The sequence below is a fragment of the Sphingomonas sp. 8AM genome (assembly GCF_902506455.1).
Lineage (GTDB): Bacteria > Pseudomonadota > Alphaproteobacteria > Sphingomonadales > Sphingomonadaceae > Sphingomonas.
This window is the reverse complement of the sequence record NZ_LR733844.1, coordinates 140833-159416: the sequence shown is the minus strand read 5'-3', so window position 1 is coordinate 159416 and position 18584 is coordinate 140833. Positions and strand designations below refer to the sequence as shown.

Annotated in this window: 16 protein-coding genes; 10 read left to right on the top strand and 6 right to left on the bottom strand. The window is 68.4% G+C overall.

Going from position 1 to position 18584, the window contains the following annotated elements:
* Position 1 precedes the first annotated feature (1 nt).
* Positions 2-304, bottom strand: coding sequence for a 4a-hydroxytetrahydrobiopterin dehydratase (locus tag BACI71_RS00825; protein ID WP_159753752.1), 303 nt, complete (start codon positions 302-304; stop codon positions 2-4).
* 48 nt (positions 305-352) lie between these two features.
* Here BACI71_RS00825 and BACI71_RS00820 point away from each other — a divergent pair, with 48 nt between their 5' ends.
* Genes BACI71_RS00820 through BACI71_RS00810 form a run of 3 tightly spaced genes read left to right on the top strand, consistent with a single transcriptional unit; the run spans position 353 to position 1967 of the window.
* Positions 353-763 carry a metallopeptidase family protein gene (locus BACI71_RS00820; protein ID WP_236552753.1) on the top strand — a complete coding sequence of 137 codons (411 nt, stop codon included), beginning with the start codon at positions 353-355 and terminating at the stop codon, positions 761-763.
* Positions 760-1335, top strand: coding sequence for a heme ABC exporter ATP-binding protein CcmA (gene ccmA, locus BACI71_RS00815; protein WP_159753746.1), 576 nt, complete (start codon positions 760-762; stop codon positions 1333-1335). Before BACI71_RS00820 ends, ccmA begins: the two co-directional genes overlap by 4 nt.
* Positions 1332-1967 (top strand): heme exporter protein CcmB, encoded by a 636-nt coding sequence (locus BACI71_RS00810; protein WP_159753743.1) that lies wholly within the window; start codon positions 1332-1334, stop codon positions 1965-1967. The genes ccmA and BACI71_RS00810 overlap by 4 nt, the downstream gene beginning before the upstream one ends.
* A gap of 202 nt (positions 1968-2169) precedes the next feature.
* On the opposite strand, the gene BACI71_RS00805 is transcribed toward BACI71_RS00810, so the two are convergent.
* The gene (locus BACI71_RS00805) at positions 2170-3051 is read right to left on the bottom strand and encodes a class I SAM-dependent methyltransferase (RefSeq protein ID WP_159753740.1); all 882 of its coding nucleotides are present in this window, start codon (positions 3049-3051) and stop codon (positions 2170-2172) included.
* Complete coding sequence (thrC, locus tag BACI71_RS00800) at positions 3051-4448, bottom strand: threonine synthase (protein ID WP_159753737.1); 1398 nt, start codon at positions 4446-4448, stop codon at positions 3051-3053. Before thrC ends, BACI71_RS00805 begins: the two co-directional genes overlap by 1 nt.
* Positions 4449-4530: 82 nt before the next feature.
* Between thrC and BACI71_RS00795 the strand changes: the two genes are divergently transcribed.
* A complete protein-coding gene (locus BACI71_RS00795; protein WP_159753734.1) occupies positions 4531-5760 on the top strand; it encodes an SAM-dependent methyltransferase in 1230 nt (409 codons plus the stop codon).
* A 49-nt stretch (positions 5761-5809) separates the two neighbouring features.
* On the opposite strand, the gene BACI71_RS00790 is transcribed toward BACI71_RS00795, so the two are convergent.
* On the bottom strand, positions 5810-6244 hold the full coding sequence (locus BACI71_RS00790) for an EF-hand domain-containing protein (RefSeq protein WP_159753731.1): 435 nt from the start codon (positions 6242-6244) through the stop codon (positions 5810-5812).
* Between the two features lie 118 nt (positions 6245-6362).
* On the opposite strand from BACI71_RS00790, the gene BACI71_RS00785 reads away from it, so the two are divergent.
* The 3 genes from BACI71_RS00785 (at position 6363) to BACI71_RS00775 (ending at position 9906) form a co-directional block, all read left to right on the top strand.
* A complete protein-coding gene (locus tag BACI71_RS00785) occupies positions 6363-7580 on the top strand; it encodes an argininosuccinate synthase (protein ID WP_159753728.1) in 1218 nt (405 codons plus the stop codon).
* A 57-nt stretch (positions 7581-7637) separates the two neighbouring features.
* The gene (locus BACI71_RS00780) at positions 7638-8165 is read left to right on the top strand and encodes an AAA family ATPase (RefSeq protein WP_159753725.1); all 528 of its coding nucleotides are present in this window, start codon (positions 7638-7640) and stop codon (positions 8163-8165) included.
* A 244-nt stretch (positions 8166-8409) separates the two neighbouring features.
* A complete protein-coding gene (locus tag BACI71_RS00775; protein WP_159753722.1) occupies positions 8410-9906 on the top strand; it encodes an OprO/OprP family phosphate-selective porin in 1497 nt (498 codons plus the stop codon).
* Between the two features lie 27 nt (positions 9907-9933).
* Here the strand turns inward: BACI71_RS00775 and BACI71_RS00770 are convergent, their stop codons facing one another.
* Positions 9934-12333, bottom strand: coding sequence for a hypothetical protein (locus tag BACI71_RS00770; RefSeq protein WP_159753719.1), 2400 nt, complete (start codon positions 12331-12333; stop codon positions 9934-9936).
* Between the two features lie 110 nt (positions 12334-12443).
* On the opposite strand from BACI71_RS00770, the gene BACI71_RS00765 reads away from it, so the two are divergent.
* The 3 genes from BACI71_RS00765 to BACI71_RS00755 are packed head-to-tail and all read left to right on the top strand — an operon-like array spanning position 12444 to position 17439.
* On the top strand, positions 12444-13958 hold the full coding sequence (locus tag BACI71_RS00765; RefSeq protein ID WP_159753716.1) for an NAD(P)/FAD-dependent oxidoreductase: 1515 nt from the start codon (positions 12444-12446) through the stop codon (positions 13956-13958).
* Positions 13959-13989: 31 nt separating this feature from the next.
* Positions 13990-15726 carry a hypothetical protein gene (locus BACI71_RS00760; protein ID WP_159753713.1) on the top strand — a complete coding sequence of 579 codons (1737 nt, stop codon included), beginning with the start codon at positions 13990-13992 and terminating at the stop codon, positions 15724-15726.
* A gap of 9 nt (positions 15727-15735) precedes the next feature.
* The gene (locus tag BACI71_RS00755) at positions 15736-17439 is read left to right on the top strand and encodes a hypothetical protein (protein ID WP_236552752.1); all 1704 of its coding nucleotides are present in this window, start codon (positions 15736-15738) and stop codon (positions 17437-17439) included.
* Here the strand turns inward: BACI71_RS00755 and BACI71_RS00750 are convergent.
* Complete coding sequence (locus BACI71_RS00750; RefSeq protein ID WP_159753710.1) at positions 17436-18566, bottom strand: GNAT family N-acetyltransferase; 1131 nt, start codon at positions 18564-18566, stop codon at positions 17436-17438. The genes BACI71_RS00755 and BACI71_RS00750 overlap by 4 nt on opposite strands.
* Positions 18567-18584 lie beyond the last annotated feature (18 nt).

Here is an 18584-nt window from a genome sequence, read left to right as displayed (position 1 = left end):
TTTATCCGCCAAGGATGGCGTCGATCGCGGTTGCCAGCTCGATGTCGCGCCCGGAAAGTCCTCCGGCATCATGCGTCGTCAGCAGGATTTCGACCCGATTCCAGACGTTGGTCCATTCGGGATGGTGATCGGCGCGTTCGGCGAGCAGCGCGACTTGCGTCATGAATCCGAATGCTTCGGCAAAGTCGGTGAACACGATCGAGCGCGCGATCGCGTCGCGCCCCTCGTCATAATCCCAGTCGGGCAGCGCATCGAGCGCGTCGACCCGCTCGGCCTCGCTCAGTGGTTCGATCGTTTCGGCCATGCGCCCGCTCCCTTCCGCTGCTTCGCCGGGAGCGGTATGGCGGGCGGGATGGACGGGCAAGAGGCAATGGGCATCGCGCCCTCCGCAGACGCGATCGAGGCGCACGCGCGGAGAGTGATCGCGCGGCTGCCGCCGGAATTCCGTGCACATCTGGGTGACGTGGTACTGCTGGTCGAGGAAGAGGCGAATGCGGAAACGCTTGCCGCGCTCGATCTGGAGCATTCGCTCGAGCTGATCGGCCTCTATCACGGGCAGCCGGTCGGCGAGAAAAGCGCGTTCGACAGCGCGGCGCTGCCTGATCGCATCCATCTGTATCGGCAGGCGATCCTCGCCGAATGGTGCGAGACGGGGGTGCGCCTGGACGATCTGGTCGCGCATGTCACGATCCACGAAATCGGTCACCATTTCGGCCTGTCCGACGACGACATGCACGCGCTGGAAGATGCGGTGGCGGATTGAGCCTGCTCGTCGCGGAGGCGCTCACCGTTGCGCGCGGCGGACGCGTGCTGATCGAGGACCTCGACATCGCCGTGGGCCGGGGCGGGGCATTGCTGGTCCACGGGCCCAATGGCGCGGGCAAATCGAGCCTGTTGCGCGTCCTCGCCGGGCTGCTCGCCCCGTTCACCGGCACCGTGACGCGGGAGGGCAGCGTCGCCTGGCTGGGGGAAGCGGCGGCGCTCGATCCCGAGCGGCGGCTGACCGACGCGTTGCGTTTCTGGGCGACCCTCGACGGGCGCGACGCGGCCGACATGCGCGTCGCGGCGGCACTGGCGGCGGTCGGATTGAGCGAGATCGCCGACGTGCCGGTGCGGATGCTCTCGACCGGGCAGCGTCGCCGCGCCGCGCTGGCGCGGGTGGTGGCAAGTGGCGCCGACCTGTGGTTGCTGGACGAACCAGCGAGCGGGCTCGATGCGGCGGCGGTGATGCGGCTGGAAGGATTGATCGAGGGGCATCGCGGCGGGGGCGGTGCGGTGGTGGTCACCACGCACCAGCCGCTGGCAGTGCCCGATGCCGTGACGGTGACGCTGTGATCGCGCTGTTCTGGCGCGATGTGCGGCGGGGGTATTCCGGCGGCGGCGCGACGCTGGTGATCGCGTTCTTCCTGCTGGTGGCAGTGCTGTTCCCGTTCGCGATCGGTCCGGACGCGACGTTGCTGGCGCGGGTCGGCGGCGGGGTGATCTGGGCGGCGGCGTTGCTCGCTGCGCTGCTGCCGGTCGAGCGGCTGGTGCAGCCCGATCTGGAGGCGGGGGTTCTCGATCAGCTCATGGTGCGCGGCGTGTCGCCGGCGATGGTCGCGGCGGTGAAGATCGTGGCGCATTGGTGCGCGTTTGCGCCGCCGCTGATGTTGGCGGCGGTAATTGCGGCGGGGTTGCTCGATCTGTCGGCAGAGCGGTTGTTGCTGGTCGAGGTGGGGCTGCTGCTCGGTACGCCGGGGCTCGCCGCGCTGGCGGTCGCAACCGGAGCGCTGGTCGCGGGGTTGCGCGGAGCCGGCGCCGTCGCGGGGTTGGTGATGCTGCCGCTCGCAGTGCCGCTGCTGATCTTCGGTGCCGGGGCAATCGAGGGCGGGGCGAGCGGGTTGAAGCTGCTGGCGGCGGTGAGTCTGGTGCTGGTCGCGGGCGCGCCGATCGTCGCAGGCGCCGCGATGCGGGCGGGGGTGGAGTAAACAAACGACGAGCCTTGTTCTCCGTCTCCCCCTCCGCCCTGAGCTTGGCGCCTGTGCTAAGCGGCCAGCCGACGGGCGCGCGTTCGCGGCACGTGCTTCGACAGGCTCAGCACGAACGGAGAGGAAAGGGGCTTCCGACACCGGCGCGGTCCCGGGTAGAGTAGTTTTTCGTCATTGCTTTGCTACGCTCGCAATGACGACGTTACCGCGACCAGCGTGCCCAAATCGCGGTCGGCAGCGCCAATCCGCGCGCTTCCTCGCGTACCGCCAGTTCGCCCGCCTCGACGGTGCCGGGCAGGTCCGCGAACGCCTGCCGCAGCATCTCGCCGATCGCCAGCGCCGACATCCGCACCGCATAGACGGTCAGGAACAGGTAGCGCGACTCGGCGTCGAGCAAGCGCCGGCAATCGGCGATCAGCGCCGGCAAATGCTCTTCCAGTCGCCACACCTCGCCGTCCGGCCCGCGCCCGTATTTGGGCGGATCGAGCAGGATGCCGTCATAGCGCCGTCCGCGCCGCACCTCGCGCGCGACGAACTTGGCGGCGTCGTCGATGATCCAGCGCACCGGCGCGTCCGCCAGCCCGGAGAGCGAAGCGTTGCCGCGCGCCGCCTCGACCGACTTTTTCGAGGCGTCGACATGCACCATCTTCGCGCCGACCGCCGACAGCGCCAGCGTACCGACCCCGGTATAGCCGAACAGGTTCAGGCACTCCGGCTCCGCCATGCCGGCGATCCGCCCGCGCATCCACGACCAGACCGGCGCCATATCGGGAAAGAAGCCGAGGTGGCGGAACGGCGTGGTCTGCGCGGTGAAGCGAACGCGGGCATCGCCCTCGCTCCACGCGAGCGGCCAGCCGTCACGCGGGACCGGCTCGGCGAAATGCCATTGGCCGCCACCGTCCTCGTCGCTGCCGGGCACGAACTCGCCCTGCGCGCGCCACTCAGCGTGGGCGGGGGCCCATAGCGCCTGCGGCTCGGGGCGGATGAAGCGGAAGCGGCCGTAGCGTTCGAGCTTGCGGCCGTGCCCCGAGTCGACCAGCCCGTAATCCGCCCATGGCTCGCCGATGAGAGTCGACAGGTGCATCAGTCGCGCGGAACCGCATGCTCGGCGACATAGCCGCTGACCGCCTCGTAGGTGGCATCGAGCGTCACGAAGCGCTCCTCGCGCTCGAACAGGTCGCCGACACGCGGCGGCAGCGGGGGGCGGACCCCGGTGGCGCGCTCTACCGCATCGCCGAACTTCGCGGGATGCGCGGTCGCCAGCGTCACCATCGGCACGCCCTCGGTGGCATGGCGCTGCGCCGCCGCCAGGGCGATCGCGGTATGCGGGTCGACGATCTGGCCGGCGCGTTCGTGCGCGTGACGCATTGCCAGCGTCATTTCATCGGTATCGACGCGCTCGCCGACGAACAGCGGGCTCGCGCCCTGCGTCTGCGCATTGGTCAGGCGGATGCTGCGGGCATCCTCGAAGCTGCGCATCTGTTCGGCCAGTGCGGCGCCATCGCGCCCGCCGAGATCGAACAGCAAGCGCTCGAAATTGCTCGACACCTGAATGTCCATCGACGGTGTCGGGGTCGGCACGACCGTGCGGCTCGAATAATCGCCGTTGGCCAGCGCACGTGCGAGGATGTCGTTGACGTTGGTCGCCACCACCAGCTTCGCGATCGGCAGCCCCATCTTCGCTGCGACATAGCCCGCGAAGACATCGCCGAAATTGCCGGTCGGGACGCTGAACGCGACCGGCTTCGCGGGCGCGCCGAGCCGGACCGCGGCGTAGAAATAATAGACGACCTGCGCCATCAACCGCGCCCAGTTGATCGAATTGACTGCCGACAAGCGGAAGCGCGTCGAGAAGCCGGTGTCGTTGAACATCGCCTTCACCAGCGCCTGCGCGGTGTCGAAGTCGCCGCGGATCGCGATGTTATGGACGTTGGGGGCGCCGACCGTGGTCATCTGGCGGCGCTGCACCTCGCTTACCCGTCCTTCGGGGTGAAGCATGAAGATGTCGACGCCTTCGCGCCCCGCCACCGCGTCGATCGCCGCCGAACCGGTGTCGCCGCTGGTTGCGCCGACGATCGTCAGATGCTGATCGGTACCCTTCAGGAACCGCTCGAAGAGATGTCCGAGCAATTGCAGCGCGACGTCCTTGAACGCCAGCGTCGGGCCGTGGAACAGCTCGAGCAGCCATTGGTCATGCTCGAGCTGCACCAGCGGCGTCACCGCGTCGTGGCTGAACGCGCCATAGGCCGCTTCGCACAGTCCGCGCAGTTCCTCGCGGGTCAGCGTGCCCGCGACGAACGGCGCCATCACCACCACTGCGGTGTCGACATAGGATAGGCCCTTGAGCGCGCCGATCTCGTCCGGCGACAAGCTCGGCCAGCTTTCAGGCACGTACAGCCCGCCATCCGAGGCGAGGCCGGCGAGCGTGACGCCCGCGAAGTCGAGCGCGGGCGCGTTCCCGCGGGTGCTGACGTAGCGCATCGGGGCTGCCTAGATGCCGCGCTACCCGCGCGCAATGCCTCGCCGGTTGCGTATCGCCATATGCTGGGTTTAGCAGGCGGTCATGGCATTGATCGACGTTTTCCTCCGCCGCGCCATTCACCGCGGCCGCCTCACCCTCACCAAGCCCGACGGATCGGTCTCGACGTTCGGGCAGGACGATCCCGCGCTGAAGCCGGTGTCGTTCCGCATCACCGATACGAAGGTCTATCGCGAGATCGCAGCCGATCCCGCTCTGGGCGTCGCCGAGGCGTTCATGGACGGGCGGCTGATCGTCGAGGAAGGTGACATCCTCGACCTGCTGATGCTCGCCACCAGCAACAGCCGTTGGGAGAATGGCAGCAACAAGCTCGCCGCGAGCCCGCTGCGGCGACTCGGCGGGCAGATCCGTCACCGCTTCCTGACCGCGAACAAGGCGCTGCAATCCAAGCGCAACGTCGCGCATCATTACGACCTGTCTGACCGGCTGTACGACCTCTTCCTCGATGTCGATAAACAGTACAGCTGCGCCTATTACACCGATCCGGCCAATCCGCTGGAGCAGGCGCAGGCCGACAAGAAGGCGCATATCGTCGCCAAGCTGGCGATCAAGCCGGGGATGCGCGTGCTCGACATCGGCTGCGGCTGGGGCGGGATGGCGCTGTATATCCATGCCAAGACCGGTGCCGAGGTCCTGGGGATCACGCTGTCGGAGGAGCAGCTCAAGGTCGCGCAGCGCCGTGCCGAGGAGGCCGGGGTCGCCGACAAGGTGCGGTTCGAGCTGATCGACTATCGCGCGCTGGAGGGGCCGTTCGACCGGATCGTCTCGGTCGGCATGTTCGAGCATGTCGGACTGCGCAACTTCCGCACGTACCTGAACAAATGCCGTGACCTGCTGACGCCCGAGGGGGTGATGCTGCTCCACACGATCGGGCGCGGCGACGGACCGAACTTCACCGACAAGTTCACCGACAAGTACATCTTCCCCGGCGGCTATATCCCGGCGCTGTCGGAAGTGCTGAAAGCCAACGAATATATCCGCTGGTTCGTCACCGATATCGAGGTGCTGCGGATGCACTATGCGATGACGCTGCGCGACTGGTATGTGCGGACGGTGGCGGCGCACGACCAGATCGTCGCGCTATATGACGAACGCTTTTTCCGGATGTGGACCTATTATCTGGCCGGCGCGATCGTGTCGTTCACCAACGGTCCGCTGGTCAACTACCAGATCCAGTTCAGCCGCGACCGCCTCGCGCTGCCGCTGACGCGCGATTACATGTACGAGGAAGAGCGGCGATTGCGGGAGGGGTGAGTTCGGCCGTCATTGCGAGCGGAGCGAAGCAATGGCGGAAGGGACGGACCTACCGCTTCGGTGTCGCCTTGCCCTGCGCTGCCCCCTTCGCCGCGGCGCGGGCACGGGCGGCTTCGGTGCCGTCGACCTTGCCGTCGCCGTTCTTGTCATAGGCGTTGAACACCGCGCCCATCAGCGCCGCCGACTCGGCCTTGCTGACCTTGCCGTCCTTGTTGGTGTCGGCGCGCGCGAGGAACAGCGCCGCGATGCGCTTGGTGTGGGTGGGGTCGAGCGTCTTGCCCGGCCCGACCTTCATCTTGCCCATCCGGGCCTCGTTCTCGGCGGGCGAGAGGAAGCCGTCCTTGTTGGCGTCCGACGCGGCGAACTCCTTGTCGAGCTTGGCGGTGGCGGAGGCACGCGTCTCCTGCGCCAACGCGGTGACGGTCAGCGCCGGGAGCGACAGCAGGGCGACGAGCGCGGCGGCAAGGGTGACATGATGCTTCATTCCGCCCGCCTGCCGCGGCGCGCTTTTACCCGCGCTGAACGGGTCGGCGGACTGCGGCAAGACGGTTGCCCTCGCACGCGCGAGCGCGTAGCGGCCCGCGCAAGAAGGAGCCTTGCCCATGACCGATCAGATCAAGCGCGTCGTACTTGCCTATTCGGGAGGGCTGGACACCAGCGTGATCCTGAAATGGCTCCAGACCGAATATGGCTGCGAGGTCGTCACCTTTACCGCCGATCTGGGGCAGGGCGAGGAACTGGAGCCGGCGCGCGCCAAGGCCGAGCTGATGGGCATCAAGCCCGAGCATATCTTCATCGACGACCTGCGCGAAGAGTTCGTCAGGGACTACGTCTTTCCGATGATGCGCGCCAACGCGCTGTACGAGGGGCTGTATCTGCTCGGCACCTCGATCGCGCGCCCGCTGATCGCCAAGCGCCAGATCGAGATCGCCAAGCTGGTCAACGCCGATGCGGTCAGCCACGGCGCGACCGGCAAGGGCAACGATCAGGTCCGCTTCGAGCTGGGCTATTATGCGCTCAACCCGGACATCAAGGTGATCGCGCCGTGGCGTGAGTGGGACCTGACCAGCCGCACCCGGCTGATCGAATTCGCCGAATCGCACCAGATCCCGGTCAGCAAGGACAAGCGCGGCGAAGCGCCGTTCTCGACCGACGCGAACCTGCTCCACACCTCGTCGGAGGGCAAGGTGCTCGAGGATCCGTGGGACGAGGTCCCGGAATATGTCTTCTCGCGCACCGTCAGCCCGGAGGACGCCCCCGATCAGGCGGAGACGATCACGATCGATTTCGAGCGTGGCGACGGCGTGGCGGTCAACGGCGAGGCGCTGAGCCCCGCGTCGCTGCTCGCCAGGCTCAACGAGCTGGGGCGCAAGCATGGGATCGGGCGGCTCGATCTGGTCGAGAACCGCTTCGTCGGCATGAAGAGCCGCGGCATGTACGAGACGCCGGGCGGGACGATCTACGCGCTGGCGCACCGTGCGATCGAGCAGCTGACGCTCGACCGCGGTGCCGCGCACCTCAAGGACGAACTCGCGCCGCGCTATGCCGAGCTGGTCTACAACGGCTTCTGGTTTTCGCCCGAGCGCGAGATGTTGCAGGCCGCGGTCGACCATTCGCAGGAGAAGGTCGCCGGAACCGTCCGGCTCAAGCTCTACAAGGGCGCGTGCCACGTGACGGGGCGCAAGTCGCCGAACTCGCTCTATTCGGAGAAGGTTGTCACCTTCGAGGACGATCAGGGCGCGTACGACCAGCGCGACGCGGCGGGCTTCATCAAGCTTAACGCGCTGCGGCTGCGGTTGCTGGGACGGCGGGATCGGTAAGGCAAGGGAGGTGCCGGGCGTCGCAGCCCGGCACTGTCGCTTTCAGGGACGCTGTCGATGCGGCTGGACGCGCTGGGCGAACGCATCTGCATCATGGGCCCGTCGAACAGCGGGAAGTCGACGCTGGCGCAGGCGATCGCCCGCGCGCGGGGCCTGCCCGTCGTGCATCTCGATCAACTCCATCATCTGCCCGACACCGACTGGCAGCCGCGACCGCAGCGCGAGTTCGCCGCCCTTCACGATGCGGCGATCACGGCGGCGGAATGGGTCATCGAGGGCAATTACAGCTTGCTGCTTCCCCGGCGCCTCGATCGCGCGACAGGGTTCATCCTGCTCGATGTCGCGACGTCGGTCGGCCTGTACCGATATGTTCGACGCTGCTGGTTCGACCATGAGCGGCATGGCGCGCTCGAAGGTGGGCGGGACAGTGTGAAGTGGGACATGATTCGCCACATCATGGTCGCCACACGATCAAATCGCCGTCGCTACCGTGGCATGTTCGCGAGCATTCAGCTGCCGAAGGTGCGGCTGGCGCCAAGAACTGCTGTGTCGGATTTCTACCGGGCCAATGGTCTGCATCGTTGATGGCAGGCGACGTCACCGCGCCCCCGACGATGCTGTATCGTTGCTGTAAGTTTCCGCTTAGCCACTAATTAACCTCGCTTTCCTATACAGGGGGTCCCGAAATTCGGTGGGGCCTTGGGGGTCGCCGGTCAGGATCGGTCGTTGCAGGGACGGGCAGGGCGGTGGTGACCGCTTCCCGGATCGATGCCGCGCGCCGATCGACGCCGCGATGTCTTCCGGTGCCTCACCCCAACAGGCCTGGTCTATGAAACGTCTTCTCTGCGCGGGCGCCTCTGTTTCCGCCCTCCTGCTTGCCACGCCGGCGCTCGCCAAGAACCAGCAGGGCGATCAGGCCGAGATCCTTGCGCTGCTCCGCGCGCAGGCCAGTGAGATCGCCGCGTTGCGTGCGCGGCTCGAGGCAGTCGAGAACAAGGCGCCCGCCGCTGCGCCGGTGATGGCCGCCTCGACGCCGTCGGCCGCGCCGCAGCGGGTCGCGCCGGCCTCGACCGTCGGTCACGACAGCGAAACCGTCTCGTTCGCGCCGCAGATCATCCCGCCGAGCCCCGCCGAGCAGACGGTCGCGCAGGCGCGGGCCGCAGCGATGAACCCGTCGGGCGTCACCACGGAGTGGCGCGGCGGCCTGCCGATCTTCCATTCGGCCGACGGCAAGTACACGTTCAAGATGCGCGGCCGCATCATCAACCATGTCAGCTCGACGTTCGGCTCGAAGTATGACGCGCGCAACATCACGACCACCGGCGCGCGTGCGCTGCGCATCGGGATCGAGGGCGCGATTGGTACGCACTTCTTCTACCAGTTCGAGAACGACTTCGCCGACAACGTCTCTGATGTCGGCACGATGTTCGTCGGCTGGCGTAACGACGTCGGGCAGATTTCCTACGACGTCCGCTTCGGCAACATGTTCAACGACCGCAGCTTCGAAGGGTCGAGCGGGTCGGATGCGCCGCCGTTCCTTGAGCGTAACGTCGTCGCGACCTCGATCATCCCGCAGCGCGGCTTCTACGGCATCGCGCTGATGCCGCGGATCTTCTGGAAGAGCGGCCACGCCTCGATCACGCTGAGCGGCGACAATGTCGATGCAAGCCAGGCGGTGTCGGACAGCCGCACGGTGCTGGCGCGCGCGCACTGGAATCCACTGAAGACCGATCGCTCGATGGTCCACCTCGGCCTGTGGGGCTTCGACGAGAAGCTGGCGAACGGGCCGGGCGCACTGACCCGCAACACCGTGATCGGCGGGCGCTTCAACAGCCTGTTGCGCGTATCGACCGGCACGCTGACCGGCGGCACTGGGACGACCGGCTATGGCGCCGAAGTCGGCGGCTATGCCGGCCCGCTGTGGGTGATGGGCGAGGCGGGTGAGCGTCATGCGCGGCTGAGCGGCGGGCGCGACGATCTGCTAACCAAGGCGTGGAGTGTGTCGGGTGGCTGGTTCCTGACCGGCGATCTGCCGCCGTACAATCCGCGGCTTGGCACCTTCGCGCAGCCGCGCGTGCTGCGTCCCGTTTTCGATGGCGGGCCGGGCGCGATCGAACTGCTCACCCGCTACGAGAATCTCGATTTCTCGGGCGTGCCGACCGCGGGCAAGGGCTCGGCGGTGACTGCGGGCGTGAACTGGTACCTCGACAGCGTCATCCGGATGCAGTTCAACCTGATCCACTGGAACACCGAGAATCGCGCCGGCGCCTTCACCGGCAAGGACAGCGGCGAAACCGTCAGCGGCGGGATCGGCGTCACCTTCTAAGGCGGACCGCGGAAGGGGTGGCGGGCGCTATTCCTTCCGCCCCGGCGCAATCGCGACCTTCACCAGATCGTCGGGTGCGTCGTGCAGTTTCAGGTACAGCGCGTCGCCAGCGGGGCGCGGCACCGACAGCGACGTGGCGACGAAGCCGACCGGCACCGGCTGCGCATTGGCGCCGTCCGGTGTCGCGGCGACGCCGGCGATCAGGAACAGGTCGTCGCCCTCGATCGTGCACGCCTTGTCGGTGCACGCGACCTTCGTCAGCGCGGGCAGGCGGACAACGCGCGCCAGCGGCTGCCATTCGCCGAGCGTCTCGCCCTGTACCAGCCGCATCCTGAGCGCGCCGACTGCCGCCGCGCCCAACGCCTGCCGCGGCGCGAACGTGCCGACCGCCACGTCGCCGCCCAGTGATTGCAGCTTGCCCGAGGCAACGGTCAGCCTGGTCGTCGCCTCGTCGTCGGCGGTCGCGACCTCGACCGCGTCGTCGTTGGTCAGCCGCGTGCCGACCGCGCGCACCGAGAATGTCAGCGTCGCATCGGGCGCGAGCAGCCCGGCGGGTAACGTCAGCGGCACCTTCGCCGCCACGGCGGGCGCGTCGACATGGGCACCGACCAGCTCCAGCCGCGGGCGCGGCGGGGTGATCGTCGCCCGCACCGTCGTGGTGCGCCCGTCCTTCAGCGTCACCTTCGCGTCGCTCGCACCCTGCGCCAGCGTCTCGGTGTTCGCGTCGGTGGTCAACGCGAGCCGGTCGCCGCCGCCCGGATCGCGGGTCAGCGCGCTGGCGGCGAAGGTCACGCCGGCGACCTCCAGTTTCGCAACCTGATCGAGCCGTGCGCCGACCAGCCGGCCTTCCTTGTCGCCGGTGTAGAGCGTGAAGCCCTCCAGTCGGCTCGCCTCGGTCTGTCCCTTGAGCGTGAGCTGCGCCGGCTGCGCGCCACCGTATTGCGCGACCAGCAAGGTCAGCTCGCCGGGGCGGGTGCGCGCGAGCGGCAGCGTCGCGGTGATCTCGTCCCCCGCACTCGCCTTCCACTCGACCGGCTTGGTCGCGCCGCCGCGGTCGCGCAACGCCACCTGCTCGACGCACGACGATGCGCCGCCTTGCAGCGTCAGCGGGGCGTCGCGGCCGACCACCACCGCGTCGTCGGGCCTGGGCTGCCACGCGCCCGGCGCGCCATTTTGGACCGGGTAGCGCGGGCCGGTGAAGGTGTCGAAGCCCCAGCGCCCGACCAGCGCCGCGTCGCTGATGCCGGTCTGCCCGACCTTCTGCGCATCGGCGACGACGAGCCCGCCGCGCTCGGCATCGGCCGACAAGGGCAGTTCGACGCTGCGCCCGTCCTGCAACCCCAGCTTCAGCCGCAGGTCGCGCGCATAATCGGTCGCGAACAGCAGCGGTGCGTCGTCCAGCTTGAGCACCAGCCCGGGTTGCGCGAGGCATACCAAATCCCTGGCGGCGGCGCGCAGCGGGGGCGGCGCGCTGCTGCCGATCGGGGGGAGCGGCGCGACCAGTACGGTCTGCGGGTTCTGGAACGACGGCGGGCTGTTGAGCTGCAACCGCAGCCGCTCGCCCGACCCGACCGCCAGCGCGGGGGCATATTGATAGCTCGCGCTGCGGAACACGCCGAACAGCCGCGCGAAGTCGCGCGCCAGCGAGATGTACGGGCTATAGATCCCCGCGCCGCCCTCCTTGGTGGCGGCAAGGCTGTAGGCGAATTGCGTGGTGGTGCCGCCCAGCACTTCGGCCAGCGTCGTCCCGCCGCCGGTCTGTAGCACCATGCCATCGCGATTCTGCGTCAGGCATGACGCCTGCAAGGAGCGCGCGCGGGTCAGGCAATCGCCGTTGAGCTTGATCGCCAGCGTGCCCGCCAGTGCGGTCGACACCGGCACCAGCCGCTCGGGCGCGGTCTCCTCGATTCGTGCGACACCGTTGACGAACGTCTCGAGCCGGGCGCGATCGAGCGACGCCTGGAACAGGTCCTGCGCAGCGCGGACGAACACGCCCGGCCGCCCGCGCACCGCCTTGACCAGCGCATTGTAGCCGCCGCCGGTTTCGGGGGCCATGAAAGCGATCGCCTGCCCGGCGCCCTCGGGCACGGTGATGCTCAGTCCCGATTTCTTCGGGTTCTTGTCCCAGGTCTCGGCCTTGAAGAACCAGTCCTTGGGCGGCGGGTTGGTCGCGCCGCGCAGGAAGGCGACGACCAGCACATAACGCGCCGATTGATCGGCGGGCAGGTCGGCGCGCACCTCCAGTCTGTCGCCGGCGCGGATGCCCGGCACCTGCCCGGCGGGCAGCGTCACGTCGCCGCGCGTCACGCGCATCGTGAGCGTCGGGCCGGCCAGATCGAAAGTGGTGCTCTGCGCCACCGCCGCCGTGGGGAGCGTCAGCGGGACCGCGGCCGCAAGGGCCAGCACGGGGGAAAGAAAAGCACGCATCCGGCGGGCTATAGAACAGGAGCGCCGGGCTGTGCCACCATCCGGCGTTAACCCCGCCTCAACCACTTTCCTTCATTGCGTCCTCATCCACTGAAAGCGGAACGGGCGGGATGGCGAAGTCAGGCACTACGGTCGACGTAGCGATCATCGGCGCGGGACCTGCCGGGCTGACCGCGGGCTATCTGCTGACCAAGGTTGGCTATTCGGTCGCGATCCTTGAGAAGGACGCGCGCTACGTCGGCGGGATCAGCCGCACCGTCGAGCATCAAGGGTTCCGCTTCGACATTGGTGGTCACCGCTTCTTCTCGCGCTCGAAGGAGGTCGTCGACCTCTGGAACGAGCTGCTGCCCGACGATCTCATCGAGCGCCCGCGGATGAGCCGCATCTATTACGAGGGCAAGTTCTACAGCTATCCGCTGCGCGCGTTCGAGGCACTGGGCAACCTTGGGCTGGTTCGATCGGCCTTGTGCATGGCGAGCTTCGCAAAGGCGAGGCTGTGGCCGAAGCGCGAGGTGAAAAGCTTCGAGGACTGGACCGTCAACGCCTTCGGACGGAAGCTCTATTCGATCTTCTTCAAGACCTATACCGAGAAGGTGTGGGGAATGCCGTGCGACCGGATGAGTGCGGACTGGGCGGCGCAGCGGATCAAGGGGCTGTCGCTATGGGGCGCGGTGGTCGACGGCGTGAAGCGGTCGCTGGGGCTCAATCGCCGTCCCAACGACGGCGTCGGGCAAGCCAAGACGCTGCTGGAGAGTTTCCGTTATCCGCGGCTCGGGCCGGGGATGATGTGGGATGCGGCGCGCGACCGGATCGTCGAGCGTGGCGGGCAGGTGCTGATGGGCCATGCGCTTCACCAGTTGCGGCTCAGCGAGACGACCGGGCGCTGGACCGTCACTGCCAACGGTGCCGACGGCCTCGTCGCGCTTAACGCCGCGCACGTCATTTCTTCCGCGCCGATGCGCGAACTCGCCAGCCGCATCCATCCGCTTCCGGCCTCGTTGCCCGAGGCGTCGAACCTCAAATATCGCGACTTCCTGACCGTCGCGCTGATGATCCGTTCGCCCGAGCTGTTCCCGGACAACTGGATCTACATCCACGATCCGAAGGTGAAGGTCGGCCGTATCCAGAACTTCCGTTCGTGGTCGCCCGAGATGGTCCCCGATCCTGCGATCGCCTGCGTCGGGCTCGAATATTTCTGCTTCGAGGGCGACGGGCTGTGGACGTCGAGTGACCAGCAGCTGATCGCGCTGGCGACCGCCGAGATGGCGACGCTGGGGCTTTGTGATGCGGCGCAGGTGACCGGCGGCGTCGTGGTGCGGCAGGAAAAAGCCTATCCCGTCTATGACGAGGATTATGCGCAGAACGTCGACATGCTCCGCCGCGAGATCGAGGGCCGCTATGCGACGCTGCACTGCGTCGGACGCAACGGGATGCATCGCTACAACAATCAGGATCATGCGATGATGACCGCGATGCTGACGGTCCGCAACATCCAGGCCGGTGCACGCGTCTATGACGTGTGGGCGGTCAACGAGGACGCCGAATATCACGAGAGCGGCAACGAGGGCGAAGCAGCGGCGCTCGCCAGCCTGCGGCAGGTACCGACCGCGCTGAAGGCGGCGTAAGCTGTCCCCCGACCGCCGTCATGCCGCGGTCGTGCTCGGCGGCTGGGCGCTGGCGGCGCTGGTGCTGCTGGTCGCGGGCTGGAGCACGATCGTCGCGCGGGTGCTGCCCGACGCCGACGACTCGATGCGCTTGCTCGAGGTGCGTGACTGGCTGGCGGGGCAAAGCTGGTTCGATGTCGCGCAGCATCGGCTGAACGGCGGCGATTTCCCGATGCACTGGTCGCGGCTGGTCGACCTGCCGCTCGCGGCGGTGATCGTGCTGCTGCGCCCGCTGCTCGGCGGGGCGGTTGCGGAGCATGTTGCGGTGGTAGCGGTGCCGCTGCTGACGTTGCTCGCAGCGCTGGCGCTGGTCGCGTCGATCGCGCGACGGCTGGGCGGCGACGCGCTGGTGATCCCGGCGATGCTGATGGCCGGGCTGGCGATCCCGCTCACCTTCCAGATGTCGCCGCTGCGCATCGATCATCATGGCTGGCAGAGCGTGCTGGCGCTCGCCGCGACGCGCGGGCTGATCGCGCGGGCGCGCGTGCGCAGTGGCCTGCTGACCGGCCTGTCGCTCGCGACCTTGCTGACGATCTCGCTCGAAGGGCTGCCGGTCGCCGCCGCGATCACCGGCGTCGCCGCGCTGGCATGGATCGTCCAGCCGCGGCGCGGTGCGATGCTGCGGACGGCAATGCTGACGCTCGCCGGTGCGGCGATCCTTTTCCATGCCCTGACCCGCGGGCCGGGGTTCTGGCTTCCCGCCTGCGATGCGATGGCCCCGGCATGGCTGGCAGTGCTCGCGATCGCGGCGACCGGCGTGGCGGTGGCAGCGGCGGTCGAGCGACATGGCCCGGTCACCCGGCTGTCGGCGCTCGGTGTGACCGCGGCGGCGGCGGCGGGGACGTTGGTGCTGCTCGCCCCGGCGTGTCTGGCCGGGCCGTTCGGGACGTTGCCGCCGCTCGTCTACCAGGTCTGGTATCTCGGCGTGCTGGAAGGCCGCCCGGTCTGGGAGCAACAGCCGGTCTGGGCCGCGGCGACGATGGCGTTGCCGCTTGCCGGGCTGATCGGGGCGGCGATCGCGTGGCATGACGCTTCGGGTGAGGCGCGTGCGCGCTGGGCGATGGTCGCGCTGCTGCTGCTCGCCACGACGTTGACCGCGCTTGCGGTCAGCCGGGCCGGCGCGACCGCCAATGCGCTTGCCGCGCCTGCCGCGGCGGTGTGGCTGACCCAGCTGCTGACCCGCGCCCGTGCGATCCGCAAGCAAGTGCCGCGGGTTGCTGCGACGCTCGCCACGCTGACGCTCGCGGCGCCGGGCACGCTAGCCGCCACCGCGCTCAACGCCGTACCGCTTCACGGTGCGGCGACGACCCAGCTCAGCCATCGCCCGCCGTGTAGCGACAATCGCGACATGCGCGTGCTCGCCACGCTTCCGCCCGGCGTCGTGTTCGCGCCAATCGACCTGACCCCGGCGCTGCTGCTCGACACACCGCATCGCGCGGTGGCGGGTGGCTATCATCGTGCCGCCCCGGCGATCGCGCGCGTCATCACCGGCTTCAGCGCCGCGCCGGCGGCCGCGCGCATCGCGATCCATGCCGCACACGCCGATTATCTCGCGGTCTGTCCGGGGATGCAGGAGATGGTCGCTTATCGCGATCGCGCGCCCGACGGACTGTGGGCGCGGCTCGAACGTGGAGAGCGCTTCCAGTGGCTGCGTCCGGTACCCGTGCGCGGCCCCGCGCTGGTCTGGCGCGTCATCCACCCCTTGCGGGAAGGCCGCTCCGCCCGCTAACGCGCGTCGATGCAGGACGACCGGCTTCACTGGTGGCAGACGCGATGGTTCGTGATCGCGGCGGTGCTGGCGGCGGCGATCCCGCTGCTCTGGCCCGACATCCCCCCGATCGTCGACCTGCCCGGTCACATGGGGCGCTACCGCGTCCAGCTCGACCGCGGGGCGCATCCGTGGCTGGCGGACTGGTATTCCTTTAAATGGGCGCTGATCGGCAATCTCGGTGTCGATTTGCTGATCGAGCCGCTGGCGCCGCTGGTCGGGCTGGAGACGGCGGTCAAGCTGATCGTGATCGCGATCCCGGTGCTCACCGTCGCCGGGTTGCTGTGGATCGCGCGCGAAGTGCATGGGCGCATCCCCGCGACCGCGCTGTTCGCGCTGCCGCTCGCCTACGGCTATCCGGTGCAGTTCGGGTTCGTGAACTTCGCGCTGTCGATGGGGCTGGCGCTGTGCCTGTTCGCCTTGTGGCTGCGGCTGGCGCGGCTTGGGCGGATCTGGCTGCGCGTCGCGCTGTTCGTGCCGCTGTCGTGCGTGTTGTGGGTGGTGCACACGTTCGGCTGGGGCGTGCTGGGCGTGCTGGCCTTTTCCAGCGAGCTGATCCGCCAGCATGACCAGCGTAAGGACGCGGGCAGCGGGCATTGGCTCGAAAGCCTGATCCGCGCCGGGCTCGGCTGCGCGCCGCTCGCGCTGCCAATGCTGCTGATGATCGCGTGGCGATCGGGCGCTGACGTCACCGGGCAGACCGCCGACTTCTTCTACTGGCGCACCAAGATCGCGTGGATCGTGATGGCGCTGCGCGACCGCTGGCTGTGGTTCGATATCGGCAGCATGGCCGTGATCTACCTCGTGCTGTTCAAGGCGCTGCGTGATCCGCGGATCGGCTATTCGCGGCATCTGGGGCTGTCGGCGCTCTTCATGCTGGCGGTCTATATCGTGCTGCCGCGGATCGTGTTCGGCTCGGCCTATGCCGACATGCGGATGGCGCCGTACATGATCGCGGTGGCGGTGATCGCGATCCGGCCCAAGCCCGGTACCACCTTCCGCCATGCCGCGGTGCTGGCGGCGTTGGGGCTGGCCTTCTTCGTCGTGCGGCTGGTGGGGACGACGATCAGCTATCTCGAGTTCGACCGCGATTACGACGAGGAGCTGGCGGCGCTGCCGCACGTCCCGGTCGGCGCGCGGCTGATCAGCTTCGTCGGGCACAATTGCCACAATGCGTGGCGGATGTCGCGGCTGGAGCATCTGCCCGCGATCGCGCTGGTGCGGCGGCTGGCGTACACCGATGACCAATGGTCGATGGCGGGGGCGCAGCTGCTGACCTCGCGCTACACCGCCGCCGGTCCCTATGCGCACGATCCGACGCAGATCGTGACCTCGGTGAAATGCCCGGCGGAATGGTGGCGGCCGGCCAATTACGCGCTCGCCCGCTTCCCGCGCGAGGCGTTCGATTATGTGTGGCTGATTCGTCCGCCGGTCTACAATCCGCGGTTTACGGTCGGGCTGGTACCGATCTGGCGCTCGCCGACCAGCAATTCGGTGCTGTTCCGCATCGACCATGACGCGGTCGTGCCCGAGGCGAGCGACGAGGAACTGGGCGTGCCGCGCTGGCTGATCGAGCGGATCAAGCGACGGCGTGAGCGGCTGGAAGCGCTGCGCGAACGGCGCGAGCGCGAGGAAGAGCGGCTGGAGCGATTGCGGGTCGAGCAGGCGCGCTAGCCGCGCCTGAACGGCGTCAACTCACCCAGAAACGCCTGTTCCCCTTCTACCGCGACCCGCTCCTGTTCGAGAAAATCGCTGACCGCGCGGCGGAAGTTCGGGTCGGGAATATAGTGCGCCGACCAGGTCGATACCGGCACGTAGCCGCGCGCCAGTTTGTGCTCGCCCTGCGCGCCGGCCTCGACCCGCGCCAGCCCGCGTTCGATCGCGGCGTCGATCGCCTGATAATAGCACAGCTCGAAGTGGAGGAACGGGACCTCCTCGGTCGCGCCCCAGTAACGGCCGTACAGCGCATCGTCGCCGATCAGGTTGAGCGCGCCCGCGATCGGCACCCCATCGCGCTCGGCAAGGATCAGCAGCACGCGCTCGCCCAGCGCTTCGCCAAGCAACGGGAAGAAGCCGCGCGTCAGATACGGTTGCCCCCATTTCCGGCTGCCGGTGTCCTGATAGAAACGCCAGAACGCGTCCCACTCGCGTTCGCCGATCGCCGCCCCGGTCAGGTGGCGGATCGTCAGCCCCTCGACCGCGGCGGCGCGCTCCTTGCGGATCGCCTTGCGCTTGCGGCTGGCGAGCGCGGCGAGGAAGTCGTCGAACGTCGCATAGCCATGGTTCTGCCAGTGGAACTGCGTTCCCTCGCGCACCAGCCAGCCCGCCGCGGCGAAGAGCGGCAGTTGCTCGGGGGTAACGAAGGTTGCATGCGCCGAGGACAATTCGTGCTGTGCCACCACCGCCTCGATCGCGCCGATCAGCGCCGCCGCGGCATCGGGGTCGCGCAGCAGGAGGCGAGGTCCGGGCACGGGAGTGAAGGGCGCGGCGACCTGCAGCTTCGGGTAATAGCGGCCTCCGGCGCGCTCCCACGCATCCGCCCAGCCGTGGTCGAAGACATATTCGCCCTGGCTGTGCCCCTTGGCATAGGCCGGCGCGATCGCGATTGGTGCGCCGTCGTCGCCCTCGACGACGATCGGCACCGGTTGCCAGCCGCTGCGCCCGCCCACGCTGCCCGATGCCTCAAGCGCCGCCAGAAAGGCGTGCCCGACGAACGGATTAGCGGTGCCGGCGCACGCATCCCATTGCTCGGCGGGGATGGCGGATACGCCGGGCACCAGGCGCGCGGTAAGCGAGGTCATCGCGCGCGAGATAGGATC